This window comes from Catellatospora chokoriensis (genome assembly GCF_011297315.1).
Taxonomy (GTDB): Bacteria; Actinomycetota; Actinomycetes; order Mycobacteriales; family Micromonosporaceae; genus Catellatospora; species Catellatospora citrea.
Genome location: NZ_JAAOTI010000030.1, coordinates 72,456 through 90,469, shown reverse-complemented (window position 1 = coordinate 90,469; position 18,014 = coordinate 72,456). Strand labels below are relative to the sequence as shown.

Below are 18,014 nucleotides of genomic sequence, written 5' to 3'. Positions count from 1 at the left end.
TACGCCGACGTGGTCGGTGACGTACAGTCGGACGACGACGACACGCATGCGGCCGGTCGGGGAGCTGATGGCCCACTCACGACGGTGCCTCATCCGGCCGGACGGATGTCGTCGGGAAGGGCGTAGCGGAGATGGCAGGCAACGGGCGCGCGGAGGCATGGACCTCGACGCTGCGGGCGGAACAGTCCCGCATGGACCTCGGTGCTGACCTGGGTCCGGCGGATCCGTCTGCCTACACCGCCCGCAAGGAGATCCCCGAACCGATGCCGACCGACCGGCACGGTCCCGCCCGGATCATCGCGATGGCGAACCAGAAGGGCGGCGTGGGCAAGACCACGACGACCATCAACCTGGGCGCGGCCCTGGCCGAGTACGGCCGCAAGGTGCTGCTCGTCGACTTCGACCCGCAGGGCGCGCTGTCGGTCGGCCTGGGCGTCAACCCGCACAACCTCGACCTGTCGGTCTACAACCTGCTCATGCAGGACGACGTGACCGCCGAGGACGTCATCATCAAGACCGACGTCGCCGGGCTGCACCTGCTGCCCGCCAACATCGACCTGTCGGCCGCCGAGATCCAGCTCGTCAACGAGGTCGCCCGCGAGATGGCGCTGGCCCGAGTGCTGAAGACGGTGCGCAAGGAGTACGACTACATCCTCATCGACTGCCAGCCGTCGCTGGGCCTGCTGGCCATCAACGCGCTGACCGTCGCGCACGGCGTGCTCATCCCGCTGGAGTGCGAGTTCTTCAGCCTCCGCGGCGTCGCGCTGCTGCTGGACACCATCGACAAGGTCCGCGAGCGGCTCAACTTCGACCTGGAGCTCGAAGGCATCCTCGCCACCATGTACGACAGCCGCACCACGCACTGCCGCCAGGTGCTGCAGCGCGTCGTCGAGGCGTTCGGCGACAAGGTGTACCAGACCGTGATCACCAAGACGGTCAAGTTCCCGGAGTCGACCGTCGCCGGCGCGCCGATCACGTCGCTGGATCCCGCCTCGTCGGGCGCCCGCAACTACCGGCAGCTCGCGCGCGAGGTCATCGCCGCCGAGGCCGCCCGCAAGTGAGCCGGGCCCACCGGCCTGCACCCGCGAACTGAGCTGCTGGGATACTTGCGACGTGAGCGATCCCGTGGTGACGGCCGACCCGGCCGGAGAGCAGTCGGCTGAACCGTCCGGTTCAGGCCGCTTCACCGTGCGGCTCACCAACTTCGAAGGCCCCTTCGACCTGCTGCTGCAGCTCATCGGCAAGCACAAACTCGACGTCACCGAGGTCGCGCTGCACCGGGTGACCGACGACTTCATCGCCCACATCCGGGCCATGGGCGCGGACTGGGATCTTGACGAGGCGAGCGAGTTCCTGGTCATCGCGGCCACGCTGCTCGACCTCAAGGCCGCCCGCCTGCTGCCCGCCGCCCAGGTCGAGAACGAGGAGGACCTGGCCCTGCTGGAGGCCCGGGACCTGCTCTTCGCCCGGCTCCTGCAGTACCGTGCGTTCAAGCAGGCCGCCGCGTTCATCGCCGACCTGGAGTCCACCGGCGGGCGCCGCTGGCCGCGCTCGGTCGCGCTGGAGGCGCAGTACGCCGAGGCGCTGCCCGACCTGATCCTGGGCATCGGGGTGGACCGGCTGGCCAAGCTGGCGCTCAAGGCGTTCACCCCCAAGGCGGCCCCGCCGCTGGTCTCCGTCGCGCACATCCACCAGGTCCGGGTCAGCGTGCGCGAGCACGCCGAGCTGCTGCGCAACCGCCTGTTCGAGCTCGGCACCGCCACGTTCAGCCAGCTCACCGCCGACTGCGAGAACACCCTGGAAGTGGTCGCCCGCTTCCTCGCCCTGCTGGAGCTGTACCGGGAGGGCCTGGTCGGCTTCGACCAGGAACTGGCGCTGGGCGAGCTGACGGTGCACTGGACCGGCGGCGAGACCGCCGCGGGCGAGCTCGCGGTCGACGACTACGACGGCGACGACGAGGCGAAACAGGCCCTGGCCGCCGAGCCCCCCGACAGCGCCGAGCCCGACGACGAACTAGACGACGAAATGGGCGACGACGAACTCGACGGCGACGAACCGGACGAGGACCCGGCCGAACCGGGTACGCAACAGACGGCCGACGAAGCCGACATCTCGGTGGGCCAGCCGGGCAACGGTGGGGGAGCAGAACACCATGACTGACAACGAGTCCCTCGAACAACAAGCCGCAGCCTGGGTCCCCCCGTGGGCCCGCACCCCCACCCCCGAGGAAAGCAAGGGCACCTTCTTAACGGATTCCGTGGAGGAAGGGCACCTTCTTAACGCAGAGCCGGAAGGTTTGCTGGTCGCAGGCCCGGCGGACGCGGTCGTGCTGCCCGACGACGCGCGGCTCGACCTCACCGCAGAGCCGCCGACCGGGTCGGACGAGCCGGTGACCGCCGATGAGCCGACCCGGCCGACCGCCGAGGTCGAGGACCACGACGCCGAACTCGACTGCGGACCTGACGACCTCGCCGGTCCACTGGACGAGCCCGAGGTTGAGGCCGGCGCGCCGGAGGCTGACGCGGCCGAGGCGGATGCGGCCGAGTCGCTTGCCGCGGTGGAGGACGTGCGTGGTGCCCAGGCCGAGCCGTCGGCCGGAGCCGAGTCCGAGGATGCGGCGGACGTGGCGGACGCCGTGGCCGAGCCGGTGGCAGAGGTGTCGGACACGCCGGTCGACGAGGACGAGGACGTCGACGAGGACGAGGACGTCGCCGAGATCGCCGTGGTCGAGGACCTCGCCGAGGCGCTCGGCCTGGACGGGCCGCCCGCCCCGGCCTTCGACCTGGACGGGCCGGACGCCAGCGGCGAGGCCGCCGTGGCGTACGCCGGATCGAAGCTCGCCACCCCGCCGCCCGGCCTCGCCGAGGGGGACCTCGTGCCGACCCTGGAGGCGATCCTGCTGGTCGTCGACGAGCCGGTCAGCGAGCTGACCCTCGCCGAGGTGCTGGAGGTGCCCGCCGAGCTGATCGCGGGCACGCTGATCGACCTGTCGGCGCAGTACACCCGCGAGAGCCGCGGCTTCGACCTGCGCCGGGCCGCGGGCGGCTGGCGGCTGTACACCCGCGCCGAGTACGCGCCCTACGTGGAGCGGTTCGTGCTGGACGGGCAGCAGCTGCGGCTCACCCAGGCATCCCTGGAGACCCTGGCCGTGGTCGCGTACAAGCAGCCGGTGACCCGCTCGCGGATCTCGGCGATCCGCGGCGTCAACTGCGACGGCGTCATCCGTACCCTGGTCACCCGGGGCATGATCGAGGAGTGCGGCACCGAGCCCGAGTCGGGCGCCTACCTCTACCGCACCACGAGCCTTTTCCTGGAGAAGCTGGGTCTCGACTCCGTCGACCAGCTTCCGCCACTGGCTCCCTTCCTACCTGACAACGTCGAGGAGATCGCTGATGAGCAGCGCTGAAGTACGCACTGACGGCGCTGAGAGGCTGCAGAAGATCCTGGCCCAGGCCGGTGTCGCCTCACGCAGGGCCAGCGAGGACCTGATCGCCGCGCGGCGGGTCACCGTCAACGGCAAGGTCGCCAAGCTCGGCGACAAGGCCGACCCGATCGCCGACATCATCCACGTCGACGGCCAGCGCATCGTCACCGACGCGAACCTGGTCTACCTGGCCATGAACAAGCCGCGCGGCGTCGTCTCGACGATGGCCGACGACAAGGGCCGCGAGGCGGTCGCCGACTACATCGGCAACATCACGACCCGGGTGTACCACGTGGGCCGGCTCGACGCCGACTCCGAGGGCCTGCTGCTGCTCACCAATGACGGCAACCTCGCCCACAAGCTGATGCACCCGTCATACGAGGTGCCCAAGACGTACCTGGTCGAGGTCGTCGGCCCGCTGCCGCGGGTGGTCGGCCGCGAGCTGATGGCCGGCGTGGAGCTGGAGGACGGGCCCGCCCGGCTCGACGACTACCGCCTCAAGCAGGCCATCGACAAGCAGGCGCTGATCGAGGTGGTGCTGCACGAGGGCCGCAACCGCATCGTGCGGCGCATGTTCGACCACGTGGGCTTCCCGGTGCAGCGGCTGGTGCGCACCGCGATCGGCCCGATCAAGCTCGGCGACCTGAAGGCGGGCCGCCACCGCCGCCTCAACGCGGGCGAGGTCGCCGCGCTGTTCAAGATCACGGACAAGAAGGGCCGGGGCGCGGCGCAGGAGGACACCATCCGCGAGGCCCCCGAGGTGTACGAGGACTGAGCCGGTCCGCCGCCACGGGCCCGGCCGAGGTGAGGCGGGCGTACCGGTGGGTATGGTGAGCGGGACCGCTGACCGTGAACCGCTGGGAGCCCGCCTGATGCAGCCGACGACCGTCACCGACCTGCCCGCCCTGCTCGGCGGGGACGCGCTGGCCGGTGCCGACCGGCCGCTGCTGACCTACTGCGACGACGCCACCGGCGAGCGCACCGAGCTCACCGCGGCCGAACTCGGCGGCCTGGCCGCCCGGACGGCCGGGCTGCTGCGCGAGGACTGCGGGCTCGACACCGGCTCCCGGGTCGCGGTGCTGCTGCCGCCGCACTGGCAGACCGCAGCGGTGCTGCTCGGCGCCTGGTCGATCGGGGCCGCCGTGTCGTTCCGCCCATGGGCGACCGCCGGTCTCGCGCCGGTCGGCGTCGGTGAGAACGACCCGCTGGACGTGCTGTTCGTCAGCCGCAAGCGGATGGACAGCTGGCTGGAGCAGGTCCCCGAGGCGAGGCACCGTTACGTGCTCGGCCTCGCCCCCGGCGGCGCGCCGCTCGACGAGGTGCCGGACGGCTACCGGGACTTCGTCGCCGAGGCCGGCCGGCATCCGGCGAGCCTGCCCGCGTACGGGTCGATCGGCAGCACGGACGCGGCGAGCCCCGACGGCACCACCTACCGGCAGTGGGGTGGGCTGGCCCAGGGCGTCGCCGACCAGCTCGGCCTGCGCCCGGGCGACAAGCTGCTGGTCGACGTGGCCAAGCACGAGCAGCCGGTGATGTGGCTGCTGACGCCGCTCGCGGCCGGCGCGTCGGTGGTGCTGTGCGCCAACCTCGACCGCGACAATCTGGACGCCCGGATCGCCGCCGAGGGCATCACCCGGGTCATCTGAGCGGTCAGGCATCCTGCCGCAGGTAGGTGGCGTGGCCTGAGCGGACGAGGTCGCCGTCGAACACGAGCACCTCGTTGACCAGGCCGCCCCGCTGGTTGCGGTAGTTGATCACGATGGCGTCGACGCCCGCGTACACGGCATCGACGGTGAAGCGCAGGTCGGGATGCTGCTTCAGGCCCTCGCCCCAGTAAGCCCGCAGCGACTCCTTGCCCCGCACGACGCCACCGGTCTCCGGGAACAGTCGCGCCGCCAGTGGCGAGGAGAAGACGACGTCGTCGTGGAAGTGCGCCAGCACCGCCTCCACGTCGAGCGCGTTCCACGCCGCCACCCAGCGCCCGCTGAACTCCGTCGCGTCCGGCATGCTCGCCATCGCCGACCTCCCGTTGCCAAGACCCGTGCCCGGACCGTCCGAACACGACCTTGAAGATAGCCGTCACGCGGGCAGGGCGTACAACCTCCCGGCCGCGCCGACGTAGACCGTGCCGTCCGCGCCGATGCTCGGATGCTGGGTGATCATGCCGGGGGCGTACCAGGTCCAGCGGGTCGTGCCGTCGGGGTTGAGGCAGCGCACGTAGGTCTCGTGCCACAGCGGCCTGAGCCAGTGGTAGGTGTCCCAGCGGCGCTGGTCCGGCGAAGCCGAAACGATCAGTGAGCCTTCCGCTCCGGCGCTGAGCGTGACGGGGGCGACGTTCATGTCATGGGTCCAGACGCCCCGGTCGCCCTCGATCAGCCAGATCGGGTAGGTGTAGATCATCTGCTCCTGCCGGCTGGGCCCGCACACGGCCAGGCGCGTGGGGCCGCCGTCGACACCGGGCAGCACCGCGAGCGGCTCGCTGACCTGGCGCGTCGTGATGAGGCTCCGCGAGTCGCCGAAAGCGTCCACGAGGAAGTAGCCGCCCCCGTCGTACCACTCGAAGCGGGCCAGCAGGTGGTCCGCGTCGTACTGCCGCAGGGCCCTGATGCGGTGATGCTCGTCCGCCGGCCGGTCGAGCCTGACCCCTGCCCAGGCCCAGGCGGCCCACTGCAGCTCGGCGTCGCGGTCGTAGGCGTACAGCAGCCTGTTGACGTCGAACACCACGAGGTCGCCGAAGGCGCGAAGACGGTAGCCGTCCATGCGATCGGGTAGCGGCACCGCCCAGTGGAGCTCGCCGTCCAGGCCGACCCGGCGCACCTCGCGCTGATCGTCCTCGATCAGGTGACGGAACACGAACCCACCCCACGGGTCGAACTCCAGCCGGTGAGCCCGCAGGCCTCCGTCGAACGAGGCCACGGGTTCACCGGTGGCGAGATCCCGGGTCACGATGTGATCATTCTCGATCCGGTGCATGAGCCCGTCCCGGACGAGCGGATACCAGTTGCCATGGCTGCCCAGCTCCTGGGACCAGCGGATCTGCCCGTCAGGGCTGATGAGCGTGGCCGCGGCCTCGGAGATGAGCAGACAGCCGTCGACGTCCTCGGTGCGAAGCGTCGCGTCGTCGGCCGGAATGTCGACCGACCACAGCGGCGATGTGTCCGACACGGCCCTTACGGATTCCACTTCAGCGCCTCCCTGAGCAGATGGAGCCGGGACTCGATGACGTCCGACAGGGAGTCGGCATGGTCGTGCGAGCCGTTTCTCATCCGGTACGGCACCTCCTTGAGCACGTGGATCGCGCCGCGTACCCCGAACAGTGCCATGAGGCGGGGGTCCGGATCCGGGCCGCCCGCGTCGCGGTACCCGTTGCGGAACGCCAGCCGCAGGTGAGCCAGCTCCTCAGGCTTGAGCCCGAGGGTCATCCCGAAGTCCGCCAGCTTGATCTCGAAGTACGCGAGATCGCGTTCCGGTGCGCCGATCGGGTTCCCGGTGCTGTCCATGGCGTGGTGCAGCGTCGGCAGGTCGATGACGGTCAGGCCGCGCTCGGGATGCCAGAAGAAGTTGCCGGGGTGGGCGTCGCCGTGCGCCAGCGCCGCCCAGCCGCGCACGTCGCGCGCCTCGGCGATGGTCTGCTCGACCCGTCTCGCCAGTTCGTCGAGGTGCCAGCCACGGTCCGGCAGCGTCCGCATCGTGTCCGTCACCTGGCCGGTCCACCTGCGCACCACCGCGATGTGGCGGTCCAGGAACTCCCGGGCCACCGGCGTGCCGGAGCCCTCGGCGGCGGTGTGCAGGTCGGCGAGCGCGGCCCCCACCCCGACGACGGACCATTCGAGCTGGACGAAGGCGGATGCCCACTCCGCACCCGTCGACCTGCCCACCTCCGTGATCAGGTCGTCGATCGCCCGGCCCGGGGCCAGCGCGGACACGACAACCCCGTGGCGTCGCGGCGTCGCCGCGATGCCCAGCGTCGCCGGGGTGCCGAACCAGGTGAACTCGCGGCTGCGCAGCCGCTGCAGGGCCGACAGCTCGCGGGCGAACTCCTCGGCGTCGGGGAACGCCTTCACGACCCCGATGTTGCGGCCGTCCTCGTCCTGCACCAGCATGACCGGCGCACCGGACAGGCCTTTCGCGCCGGTCGACCCGGTGATCTCGGCGAGGCGCACCGGTCGGCCGAGCACCGCCGCGGCGAAGTCGGCCACCGCCGGCTGCCCGTCCGTGCCGTTCGCCAGCACCTGCGCGCCGTCGATCAGGTCGGCCACCGCCTGCGGGATCACCGCGCCGCCGTCGGCGCGCACAGCCTTCGCGCGGTCGAGCACCGTCCGGGCCCGGCCGGGTGCACTGTCCGGATCGGGCGCCGTGTCCGCCTCCGGCCGGACCGGATCGTGCGGCAGCCCCTGGACCGGAGCGGTCTCGCCGCGCTCCGTCCGCCTGATCTCGGTGCGCGCGGTCACGGCCTGCTCGCTCGCGTTCCGCAGCGAGGCGATCTCCTGCTCGTCGAGCTGGAGCAGGCGGAGTTCCTCGGCCGCCTGCCGCCGGGGTTCCGTCTCGGCCAGCAGCCGCCGCACATGTTCGGTCACGGCGTGCGGCCGGGCGTCGGGCTCGGCAGCGTACGCGAGCGACAGCCGGGCCGCGGTGGCCGTGCCCGCGGGCGTATCGGTGTGCAGTCCGGCCTCCCGATAGGCGGCGGCCGTCGCCGGCCGCAGCACGCCCGCCAGGGCCCGCTGCACGGCGTTCCACTTGTGCGCCGCGGACTCGATGTCGCCCGGCACCGTACGCAGCCACCGATCGGCCTGGTCGGCGCAGTAGCGGCTGTCTGCCCACGCCGTCTCGTGCCACGGCGTCCAGGCGTCGGGCGGCGCCCAGTCCCGGCCCAGCCGCAGCGCCCAGCCGTCCAGTTCGCGACCGGCCAGCCGCGCGATCCGGTCCGACACCACCGACACGGTCGCCGGGTGGTGCACGGCGACCGGCGGGGTGAGCCGATCCTCGGGATCGGGCAGGTCGGGACCGAACTCGACCCGGTGGATGGTCGCCAGCGGCGCCCGCAACGGCCCGGTGTGCGCCTCGAACCGCGTCTTCGCCCGCCCGGACGGGAACAGCTGCGGCTGCCCGTCCTCGTCGAGCAGCGCGCGGCGGTCACCGTACTCCCAGGTGTCCCAGTAGAGCTGCCAGCGCACGCCCTTGTCGCCGACGTGCTCGCGGCCCTGGAAATACACCGTCGGCACGCCGAGCGTGACGGCGATCTCCAGGGCGCCGCTCTCCATCCCGATCTGCACGATGTCGCGGGTGCGGTCCAGGTGGTGCAGGAACAGCGCCTGCTCGCCCTGGCCGAGGGCCTGCCCGCCGTGGCGGTCGGCGGACCAGAAGTGGCGCAGCGTCTCGGTGTCGACGCCGTCGAGCGCCCCTTCGGCTTCGAACGCGGCCTTCAGCTCCGGCATTCCGTCGGACAGGTCGTCGCCGATCAGCAGGATGCGCCGGTCCGGGTCCATTTCGCGGAGCAGCGCGACGGTCTGGCGCAGCAGCTCGGGCTTGGTGTCCATGAACGCGCCCATCGGCACCCCGGACCTGCGCACCCACAGCAGTGCGTAACTGCGGGGCCGCCCGTCGGGCTCGTGCCGGGCGCACACCAGCTCGGCCAGCGCGCGAGCCCGGGTGTCCCGCCGTGCGCCCCGCGCGCCGTGCCCGCGCATCGCGGCGACCATCGTGGCCCGGGCCAGCTGCCCGCCGTGGCGCACCTGCGGCAGCGCCACCAGGTGCGCGCGGCGGAACCGGCTGGTCGCGTAGTGGACGTGCCGCGGCTGGTCGTCGTGGCACAGGCGGACCCGGGCCGGGTCGACACCGAACTCGGTGATCAGCCGTTCGCGCATGGCCAGCGCGCCGCGCAGTGGCCGCACCTGCATGTCGATCGCGTCGGCGGCGAGTTCGGCCGGGTCGACGCCGTCGGTGGACCGGCCGGACAGCGCCCGCCACAGCAGCGTCTTGTCCGCGAGGTCGCGGGTCATGCCGGCGGGCATCGGGCCGGCGTGGGACAGATACGGATCGCGGACGTCGTCGCAGTACTGGGTGAACAGCTGGTGGGGCTCGTACGCGATCTCGATGGTCGCCGTGTCGTCCAGCATCAACGCTGCCGCGTGCACGAACAGCTCGCCGCTCTGCCATTCGTAGACCCGCAGGTTCTTGGTGTCCAGGTCCCCGCCCACGGGTGCGGGTGGCGGCGCGACCTCGCGGAACAGCTCCTCGCGCAGATGCCGCAACTTCTGGTCGAGGCTCAGGTCGTCGCGTGCCTTCAGCTCGCCGACCAGCGTGTCGAGCCGACCGCCGGACAGCGCGTCCCAGGCCGTGACCTGTTCCGGAGTGGCGAACACGTCCGAGGGGCGCTGGTGTCCGGAGGCCTCGACGTGGCTGGTGCCGGGATCGGCGACGTCGGTGTCCGGTCTCGACCAGTGGCCCGGCGGCAGGCCGAGGTCGACCGGCAGGGCATCGGCGTCGAGCAGGAGCGCGTCCATGCGGACCGCGCCGCCGGGCCGGTGTGTCGACACGGGGTGCTCGTTGTCCTGGGCGTCGACGTACACGATCTGGCCGTGCTGGTTGTGCACGGTGACCGCGTGGGTGGCCCCGCTCGGGCGCTCCAGCAGCAGCACCGCGACCGCGCCGTGCCCCTGCCGGGACAGCGCCGACTCCAGGGCGCCGAACGCCTCCTCCCGAGGCTGCCACGCCTCGTCGTGGGAGCTGGCCCGGTGGTCGGCCATGAGCTGCTGGAAGCGGGCGCCGACGGCGTCCTCGATGCGGGCCGCGCCGCCGGGCTCGCCGCCCAGCGGCAGCAGGTCGGGGCTGAAGCGGTCGACGGTGCGCGGGGCCGCGACCCGCGGTCTGCCGTGCAGCCACGTGTCGATGACGGACAGCACCACATCGGGGCAGTTGATCGCGCGGGTGGGGTCTGCCTTGGGGCCGCCGTCGTTGGCGCGGTGGGGCCACTCGCCGAACAGGTCGCTGAACCGGCGCGGCCGCCCGTCGGCGTCGCGCTCCACGGCCAGCTCGACGTCCTGCTGGTGCAGGGCCAGCGGGCGGCGGTGGCCGCCGGGCAGTCCGTAGCGGCGGCTCGTCTCGACCGGCCGGGGATCGTCCAGGCCGGTCGCGCGGGAGCGGTCGTCCGGTTCGTTGACCGCGCCGTCGGCGACGCGGAACATCTGCCGCTCGTCCTCGCCGTAACGCAGGAACTGGAACTCGGCGAACGAGTCGGGGTCGGTCTCGGACGGCAGCGGCCCGTCGATCGGGCCGTTCTGCAGTGTCCGCAGGCGCGCCTCCAGCGGCGCCAGGCTCTGCTCGTATGCCGGCCGGTCGGGGTCGGCCGCGGGCGGTCCCGCCGCGTACCCGTCCTGGAGCCACTGGCGTATCCGGTTCAGCAGGGTGGGGCTGCGCGGGTCGAATCGCAGCCGCATCGCGTGGGTGCGGCCGAACGCGGTATGGCTCTCGTAGGCCTCCCGCTCGGCACGGCTCTCCGGGACCGCGGCCGTGAACGCCGGGCGGTCCCCGGTGCCCGGCACCGTGGCAGGAGGCCGCACCAGGCCGGTGCCCGGACCGCCGAGCGAGGCGACCGCGGCGGCGGCCACCACGGCGATGTCGGCGTCGTCGGCCGGCTCCGTCGCGATGACCGGTGACAGCCCGCCCGCCGGAGGAACGCCACCGGTGGGAGGAAAGCCACCAGCCGACGGGACGCCGCCCGGCCCCGGGATGCCGCCCGGCCGCGCCGAGCCGCTCACCGTGCCCGGGTGGCCGGACCAGGGCGAAGCCGGGATGGTCGGCGGGATGACGCCGTGCGGGACATCCCCGGTGACACCACCACCCGCGCCGGAGAAACCGGACCCGGCCGGCGGTGCGGCTGCGCCGTACGGCGGGCCCGGGACGGCCGGGCCGGGCGATGACGGGATCGTGCCGGACGCCGGGTCGAGCACAGCCGCCGCCGCGCCGGTGGCCAGGCCCGCGGCGGGGGTGCCTGGTTGCCCGTCCACGGGAGTAGCAGGGCGTCCGGTCGGCTCCGTGACCTCGGGCCCACGATCCTCCGGCGCACGATCCTCGGGTCCACGGTTCTCGGCCGACCACGCATCCCCGCCGGACAGGCCTGCCGGATCGGCCGGTGCTCCGGGCAGACGTGGACCGCCGCCGTCGGCGGCCGTGCCGGGGACCTCGACTCCGAACGCGACGCCTGGCCCGCCAGGGTGGCCGCCGGACAGGTCCACGGTCGCGACGGTCCGGTCGAGGCCGGTCATGGCGGAGACGGGCGCGGTCTCGCCCGCAGGTCCCGCGAACGGGGCGGTCGCTGCCGCGAGGCCGCGCTCGTCGAACGGGCCGGGCGGCGGGGCCGCGTCCGGCAGTCCGTGGGCGTCGAGCGCGGCGGGCAGGTTCAGCTCCGCCCCGTGCAGCCGCCCGTCGACGGCGACCCGGGTGTCCCCGACGGCCGAGCCGAACGTGGCGGAGCTCGCGGCCATGCCCAGCGTCTGCAAGCTCACGCCCTGGCCGGTGACCACGCCGACGGTGACCTCAGCGAGCATCGCGCCGCTCGCGCCGCGCAGGGCGTGCTCGCCGAACCGGCCGAGGGCGGTCGCGGCACGGACCCGGCCGAGCCCGGTGACGCCGCCGACGCCGCCGGCCAGGGTGCCGAGCCCGGTGTCGAGCGCCAGCTCACCCGCGTTCAGGCCGCCCCGGTTGCCCTCGCTCACCTGGTACGCCTGGACGCCGAGCGAGGTGAGCCCCTCCTGCAGGCCTTCTTCCAGGGCTTCCTCGCCGAGATGGCGCACCACCTTGGAGGTGATCCGGTCCTTGACCGCGTCGCCGAGGCGGTCCTTGAACCGGTCCTTGAGCCGGTCCTTGAGGCCCTGCTTCGCCGCGCGTTCCAGCAGCTCCTTGGCCGCGCGGCGGAGCAGCCGCCGGATCGCGAAACGGGTGGCGCACATGGCGGGCGCGGCGCCGGCCATCGACGCGCCGAAGGTGACGGTCGCGGCAGCGGCGAGCGCGACCAGCTCGATGAGCAGCAGGCCGAGCTCCACGTAGAACTCGATCTTCACGCCTTCGATCTGGTTGGCGCCGTCGTCGACCTGGCTGCCGAAGTCGTCCAGCAGGTCGACGACCATCGCCAGGGCGGCTTCCTCGCCGTCGGTGCCGTGCGCGCGGCCGAGCTGCGACCACAGCCGCAGGATGGCGCTCGCGACCTGGCCGTCCGGTCCCCCCGCGGCGGCGACCGCGGCGAGTGCGGCGTCGTCGGCCGCGTCGAGCAGCGGCCCCATCCGGGTCGAGGCGGCCCGCCAGCCGTCGGCGAGCTCGCGCATGGCGGCCTCGTCGCCCTCGGGCCAGTCGACGCCCACCACCCATTCGAGTGCGGTGCACAGCCAATCGGGCGCATCGAAGAAATTCAATGGATGCGGGATCGGTGAAGGTAGAAGTGGCATGGTGGCAGTCCCTCCCCAGGTGACTGGCGACACCCTAACCGGCACCGTCCACACGCACCAGACATCGGTCGCAACCGCTACCGTGGCGTGTCTGCACACCACCCTGGGGAGGGCATCGTGGCTACGATCGACGACGCGCTGCGGCTGGCGGAGCGGTTCGCGGTGGAGGCGACCCTGCGCGACGGCAAGCCCTATCGGGGGCTGGTCGACGAGTTCGCGCACGGCTGGTGCGTGTGGGTCGTGCCCACCCGGCCGCCGGCGGAGCCGCCGCCGATCGGTTCGGGCGTGACGGTCGTGCTCGACCGGCACACCGGCCTGCTGGCCTACTACCCTGCCTGGTGGACGGAGCAGGTGAAGGAGCGGTACCAGCCCGGTTCGGCGACGCACCTGGCCCGCCCGCCGAAGCCGAGCCGGGCCGAGGCGGCGCAGGCGTTACCCGGCCCGGCGCGCATCGCGATGGCGCTCACCAAGCAGAACGTCAGCGTCCTCGCCGGGTCCGCGCGGGGCGACGCCGCACCGGTGCACCACCCGGCGGTGGCGGGCTGGCTGGCCGCCCAGCCGGCCGGGCGGCTGGTGCGCGGCGCGGCCCGCCATGCCGACCTGATGCTGCTCTCGCGCCTGTGCGCCGACTGGGCGCAGACCGGGTCGACGGATCCGGCGGCCATGTGGTCGGCGCTGGCCGAGCCGTGGCCGACCAGCTATCCGACGATGTCGGACCGGCCGCTCGGGCTGGGGCCGGACCTGCCGTGCTGCGTCACGTGCCAGCTCGCCTGGCAGGAATTCGGCGGCGACCCGGCGGCGGTGGACTGGACCGAGCTGCGCGAGCCGGTGGCGGCCGGTGCGGCGCCCGACCCCGACCGGTTCCCGCCGGCGGTGGCGGCGGTGCTCGTCGAGGGCGGCTGGACCGGCGGCGGGCTGGACCCCGCGCAGGTGGACCGGTTGCTCGACGAGGCGCGCGAAGCGCACGGCGCGTGGCACGACCGGGCGGCCGCGTCCGCCGCGCGGGAGGTCTTCGTGCGTTACCCGCAGCTGTCCACGCGGGCCACCGTCGCGGGCGTGGACTGCCTGGCCCAGCAGTTCACACTGCGGATGCCGGACGAGTTCTGCCCCGTGCCGGAGCTGGCCGCGTTCGAGCGGCGGCTGGGCGTGCCGGTGTGCCCGATCGGGTCCGAGACGGCCTTCAACATCCTGGTCGTGGACGCGCGCAACCGCTTCTTCGTGCTGGACCAGGGCGGCGACTGGTTCCTCGGCGGGCACGTCGACGAGGCGCTGGCGAACCTGGCCACCGGGCGCGCGCCCGGCCGGCTGCGCGCCGACGGCGTGATCGCGGCGGCCCGGTGAGCCGCCGCGACCGGCGCGTCAGTTCAGCAGCGCGTTGACGATCAGGGTCGCGTTGTCCTCGTGCTTGGCGTACGCGTCGGGGAAGGCCGAGATCTGCACCGACTGGGCGGCCCGGGTCAGCGACATGTCCTGCCAGCCGTCGATCTCCACGAGCCGGGCGAAGAACGCGCCCGCCGCGTACTGCGGCTGCATGATCTCCTTGACGGAGCCCCAGCTGCCGCTGGCGCGCTGCTGGAACAGGCCGATCGAGTCGTGGTCCGAACCGGTGCCCTGGTGCGGGTAGTTCAGCGACTCGGGCACGACGTGGCTGGCCACGTTGTAGAGGCGGCTCTCCTGCATGGCGGTGGCCACGCCGACGATCATCGCCCACTTGGACAGGCCCATGGACTGGGCCTTCTTGACGATCGCGGCGGCGTTGTCCATCTGCTGGCGGTCCATGCCGGCGACCAGCTTCACGACCCGTACCACCGGCTTGGGCTTGGGCTTGGGTTTCGGTTTGGGCTTCGGCTTGACCGCCGGGGGGCTCGCCTTGGGCGCCCGCAGCTGCGGCATGCGGTGCAGCAGCGCGCCGCTGGTCACGTCGCTGGCCGCGAGGAACATCGGCGCAGCGGTGGCATTGCCGGGCAGCAGCCCGGCGGCCGTCGGCGTCTCGACGACGACCGGGCGGGCGTTGCCGGACAGCAGGGCCACGGCCCCGACACCGACGAGCGCGGCCGTCGTGAGCAGGGGCGCGAGCAGGCGCTGCGTCCCGGACCGCCCGCGCCGGTGGCGGCCCTGCCGGCCGTCGTCGCGGCGGTGCCGACCGGTGGCGGGGGAGCCGGTGGTGCGGGCGAAACGAGGTTCTTGCTGATCACGGGGGGTATGCGGGGGCATTGGCCGATATTAGGAAGGCATTAGCCCAGGTAAAAGGGGGTGCTATCAGATTTCTCCCAGGGTGGTGCTGATTTAGCCCGAATTGCTCAGACTTGTTCTCAAGATTGTTTCTGACCTGGGGTTTTGTGAGCCGCCCTCGCGCTTCGAGTGCGGCGCTGGGACCGGCTCGGTACAGTGCCGCGGGTGAGCGACACCCCCACGCCGCCGCTGCCCCCGCCTGCCGATCCGTGGGCGGGCCGGGACGGGCACACGCACACCCTCGGCATGGCGTCCATCCCGCAGCGCATCGCCCCGGCCACCCCGGCCGAGCCGCAGATCGTCTACGTGGAGCGGCCCCGCCGGCGGCGCTGGCCGTGGGTGCTCGGCACGCTGACCGTGCTGAGCCTGGGCTGCTGCGGGGTGCTCGCCGCGGTCACCGCGCCGATCCGGGCGCAGTACCCGGTGCGCGCTGAGCTGGGCGCCACGATCGCGGGCCTGCGCCGCGACGACAGCCCCGAGGTCCGTGACGCGGCCAACGAGCTGATCGCGCAGATCCACCGGGCGCAGGACGTGACCGGCGCGGAGGTCGCCAAACTCGACGAGCCCAAGCGCAAGGACATGCCGGTGGTGCTGGTCGTGGCCACCCGGTTCATCCTCGACCCGGCCGGCGAGCTGGACGGCGCGCTCGCCGGGGCGGGCAAGGACCGGCCCACGGGCGTGCGCAGCTTCCCCGCCGGAGCGCGCGGTGGGGAGCTGCGCTGCGGCGACGCCCGCGACAAGCAGAGCGACGCGCCCGTCGTGGTCTGCGCCTGGATCGACCACGGCAGCCTCGGCGTCGGCCTGTTCTACGGCGGCCGCACCATGGACGACAGCGCCCGGCTGCTCCGCGAGATCCGCGACGACGTGCTGGTCAAAGCGTGATCGCCGAAGTTGTCCACAGGCCTGCAAACGCATGCGCGTCCCGGGCACTAGCATCGGCCGGGTGACACAGACCCTGCATGCCGACGCCGTACGCCTGCTGACCGACTGGCGCCCGCCCACCGACGCCGAGGCCGACTGGACGCAGACGATCGCGCTGCTGGCGCAGGGCCCGCAGGTGATGGGCAAGCCGCACCTCGACGGGCACGTCACGGCCAGCGCGATCATCGTCTCGCACGACCGCTCCCGCATCCTGCTCTGCCTGCACGGCAGGCACGACATCTGGTGCCAGCTGGGCGGACACCTCGAACCCGAGGACGGCGACCTCGCCGCGGCCGCCCTGCGCGAGGCCACCGAGGAGAGCGGCATCGCGGGGCTGGTCGTCGACCCGGTGCCGGTCGACGTCGACGTGCACCACGTGAACTGCGCGGGCCGGCCCAACCGGCACTACGACGTCATCTTCCTGGTGCACGCGCCCGCGGACGCGGTGGCGCAGGTCAGCGAGGAGTCGCACGAGCTCGGCTGGTTCGCCCCCGACGCGCTGCCCAGCCCGCTCGGCACGGACACGGCGCGCGTGGTGCGCAACGCGATGGCCCGGCTCGGCTGAGCGACGGGCGGTCCGGCGATGAGGGTGCCGCACGATCCGTGGCCCGCCGATCAGGCCGAGGCACTGCGCCAGCAGCTCGCGCTGCGCGAGCGGGTCGAGCCGGGCGGGCCGCTCCCGGCCGTGCGGACCGCGGCCGGGCTGGACGTGTCGTACGACGGGGAGACCGGCCGGGCCGTGGCCGCCGCCGTCGTGCTGGACCTCGCCACGCTGACCGTCGTCGAGGCGGCCACCGCGACCGGCGAGGTGACCTTCCCGTACGTGCCGGGCCTGCTCGCGTTCCGGGAGCTGCCGGTGCTCGTCGACGCCCTGGAGCGGCTCACGGTCACGCCCGACGTGCTGGTGTGCGACGGCTACGGGGTCGCCCACCCGCGCCGGTTCGGGCTGGCCTGCCACGTCGGGGTGCTCACCGGGCTGCCCACGTTCGGGGTGGCCAAGACGCCGTTCACCGCCGCGCACGCCGAGCCGGGGCCGGGGCGGGGCGACTGGTCGCCGCTGACCGAGGGCGACGAGGTGCTCGGCCGGGTGCTGCGCACCCAGCCGAAGGTCAAGCCGGTGTTCGTCTCCGTCGGGCACCGCGTCGACCTGGCCACGGCCACCGCGCTGACACTGGCCCTGGCGCCGCGGTTCCGGCTGCCGGAGACGACCCGGCACGCCGACCAGCTCTCCCGCCGACTGCTCGGAGGACTGCATGCCGCCCGCTGACCCCGACGCCAACGCGGCGCTGCGGGCCCGCTTCGACGAGGTCCACGCGCAGTACACCCACCTGCGGGACAACGTGGGGGAGCTGCAGCGGGACCTGGCGGGGCTGGAGGTCTCCGTCGCCTCCGCCGACGGCATGGTCACCGTCGTGGTGGGCGCGCGCGGGCAGCTGCTGCGGCTGCGCCTGCACGAACGGGCGTACGCGGCGCACCGGCCGGACCGGCTCGCCGAGCTGATCACCAAGACCACCCGCCGGGCCGAGCAGGCCGCCGTGGAGGCGACCGCGGAGCTGGTGGCGCGGGTGGTGCCCGCCGAGACCGGGGTGCCCGAGCTGCTGCGCGGCGGCGACCTGGGCGCGCTGCTGCGCCGCCACGACGACACCATGGGCTTCGAGGAGCGGCGATGAGCGGACAGCGGATCGACCTCGACCCGGCCGCCGCGCTGACGGCGGCCCGGCGGCTGAACCTGGCCGGGCAGTCCCTGGCCCGCGAGCGGGACCTGTCCGGCGGCCGGATCGAGCAGGCCGGGCAGGAGCGCCCCTGGGGCGACGACGAGCTGGGTCGGGCCTTCGCGGCGCGGTACGCCGACAGCGCGGTCATGCTGCTCCTGCTGTGGCGTGACGCGGCTCACCGCACGGTGGAGCTGAGTGAGTCCATCGTCACCGCGGTGGCCGCCACCGAGCACGTCGATGCTGCTGGGCAGGCCAGGTTCCGGCAGCTCACGGTGTGACACG

General features: G+C 73.2%; 15 protein-coding genes. 11 read left to right on the top strand and 4 right to left on the bottom strand.

Annotation, left to right across the window (positions count from 1 at the left end; translation table 11 throughout):
- The first annotated feature begins 131 nt into the window (after nucleotides 1-131).
- From HAV39_RS34140 to HAV39_RS34120, 5 genes are all read left to right on the top strand, one after another.
- A complete protein-coding gene (locus HAV39_RS34140; RefSeq protein ID WP_120320156.1) occupies nucleotides 132-1,061 on the top strand; it encodes a ParA family protein in 930 nt (309 codons plus the stop codon).
- A 28-nt stretch (nucleotides 1,062-1,089) separates the two neighbouring features.
- Entirely contained in the window at nucleotides 1,090-2,160 is a 1,071-nt protein-coding gene (locus HAV39_RS34135; RefSeq protein WP_191843322.1) for a segregation and condensation protein A, read from the top strand.
- On the top strand, nucleotides 2,153-3,406 hold the full coding sequence (gene scpB, locus HAV39_RS34130) for an SMC-Scp complex subunit ScpB (RefSeq protein WP_373311763.1): 1,254 nt from the start codon (nucleotides 2,153-2,155) through the stop codon (nucleotides 3,404-3,406). The genes HAV39_RS34135 and scpB overlap by 8 nt, the downstream gene beginning before the upstream one ends.
- Complete coding sequence (locus tag HAV39_RS34125; protein ID WP_191843302.1) at nucleotides 3,393-4,199, top strand: pseudouridine synthase; 807 nt, start codon at nucleotides 3,393-3,395, stop codon at nucleotides 4,197-4,199. The genes scpB and HAV39_RS34125 overlap by 14 nt, the downstream gene beginning before the upstream one ends.
- A gap of 97 nt (nucleotides 4,200-4,296) precedes the next feature.
- A complete protein-coding gene (locus HAV39_RS34120) occupies nucleotides 4,297-5,070 on the top strand; it encodes a TIGR03089 family protein (protein WP_191843301.1) in 774 nt (257 codons plus the stop codon).
- 4 nt (nucleotides 5,071-5,074) lie between these two features.
- Here HAV39_RS34120 and HAV39_RS34115 read toward each other — a convergent pair whose 3' ends face one another.
- From HAV39_RS34115 to HAV39_RS34105, 3 genes are all read right to left on the bottom strand, one after another.
- Complete coding sequence (locus HAV39_RS34115; RefSeq protein WP_191843300.1) at nucleotides 5,075-5,440, bottom strand: nuclear transport factor 2 family protein; 366 nt, start codon at nucleotides 5,438-5,440, stop codon at nucleotides 5,075-5,077.
- A gap of 63 nt (nucleotides 5,441-5,503) precedes the next feature.
- Nucleotides 5,504-6,607 carry a PQQ-binding-like beta-propeller repeat protein gene (locus HAV39_RS34110; protein ID WP_191843299.1) on the bottom strand — a complete coding sequence of 368 codons (1,104 nt, stop codon included), beginning with the start codon at nucleotides 6,605-6,607 and terminating at the stop codon, nucleotides 5,504-5,506.
- Complete coding sequence (locus tag HAV39_RS34105) at nucleotides 6,595-12,831, bottom strand: toxin glutamine deamidase domain-containing protein (RefSeq protein ID WP_191843298.1); 6,237 nt, start codon at nucleotides 12,829-12,831, stop codon at nucleotides 6,595-6,597. Before HAV39_RS34105 ends, HAV39_RS34110 begins: the two co-directional genes overlap by 13 nt.
- 150 nt (nucleotides 12,832-12,981) lie before the next feature.
- On the opposite strand from HAV39_RS34105, the gene HAV39_RS34100 reads away from it, so the two are divergent.
- The gene (locus HAV39_RS34100; protein WP_191843297.1) at nucleotides 12,982-14,205 is read left to right on the top strand and encodes an SUKH-3 domain-containing protein; all 1,224 of its coding nucleotides are present in this window, start codon (nucleotides 12,982-12,984) and stop codon (nucleotides 14,203-14,205) included.
- Between the two features lie 18 nt (nucleotides 14,206-14,223).
- Here HAV39_RS34100 and HAV39_RS34095 read toward each other — a convergent pair whose 3' ends face one another.
- Nucleotides 14,224-15,078, bottom strand: a complete 855-nt coding sequence (locus tag HAV39_RS34095) for a hypothetical protein (protein ID WP_191843296.1) — start codon at nucleotides 15,076-15,078, stop codon at nucleotides 14,224-14,226.
- A gap of 183 nt (nucleotides 15,079-15,261) precedes the next feature.
- Here HAV39_RS34095 and HAV39_RS34090 point away from each other — a divergent pair, with 183 nt between their 5' ends.
- From HAV39_RS34090 to HAV39_RS34070, 5 genes are read left to right on the top strand one after another with little or no spacing between them, the layout of a single operon-like run.
- A complete protein-coding gene (locus HAV39_RS34090; RefSeq protein WP_191843295.1) occupies nucleotides 15,262-15,978 on the top strand; it encodes a hypothetical protein in 717 nt (238 codons plus the stop codon).
- 31 nt (nucleotides 15,979-16,009) lie between these two features.
- Nucleotides 16,010-16,582: an NUDIX hydrolase gene (locus HAV39_RS34085; protein WP_191843294.1), complete on the top strand. Its 573-nt coding sequence runs from the start codon at nucleotides 16,010-16,012 to the stop codon at nucleotides 16,580-16,582.
- A gap of 18 nt (nucleotides 16,583-16,600) precedes the next feature.
- Complete coding sequence (locus HAV39_RS34080; RefSeq protein WP_191843293.1) at nucleotides 16,601-17,284, top strand: endonuclease V; 684 nt, start codon at nucleotides 16,601-16,603, stop codon at nucleotides 17,282-17,284.
- Complete coding sequence (locus HAV39_RS34075) at nucleotides 17,271-17,687, top strand: YbaB/EbfC family nucleoid-associated protein (protein ID WP_191843292.1); 417 nt, start codon at nucleotides 17,271-17,273, stop codon at nucleotides 17,685-17,687. Before HAV39_RS34080 ends, HAV39_RS34075 begins: the two co-directional genes overlap by 14 nt.
- Nucleotides 17,684-18,010: a hypothetical protein gene (locus HAV39_RS34070; protein WP_191843291.1), complete on the top strand. Its 327-nt coding sequence runs from the start codon at nucleotides 17,684-17,686 to the stop codon at nucleotides 18,008-18,010. The genes HAV39_RS34075 and HAV39_RS34070 overlap by 4 nt, the downstream gene beginning before the upstream one ends.
- Nucleotides 18,011-18,014: the final 4 nt, after the last annotated feature.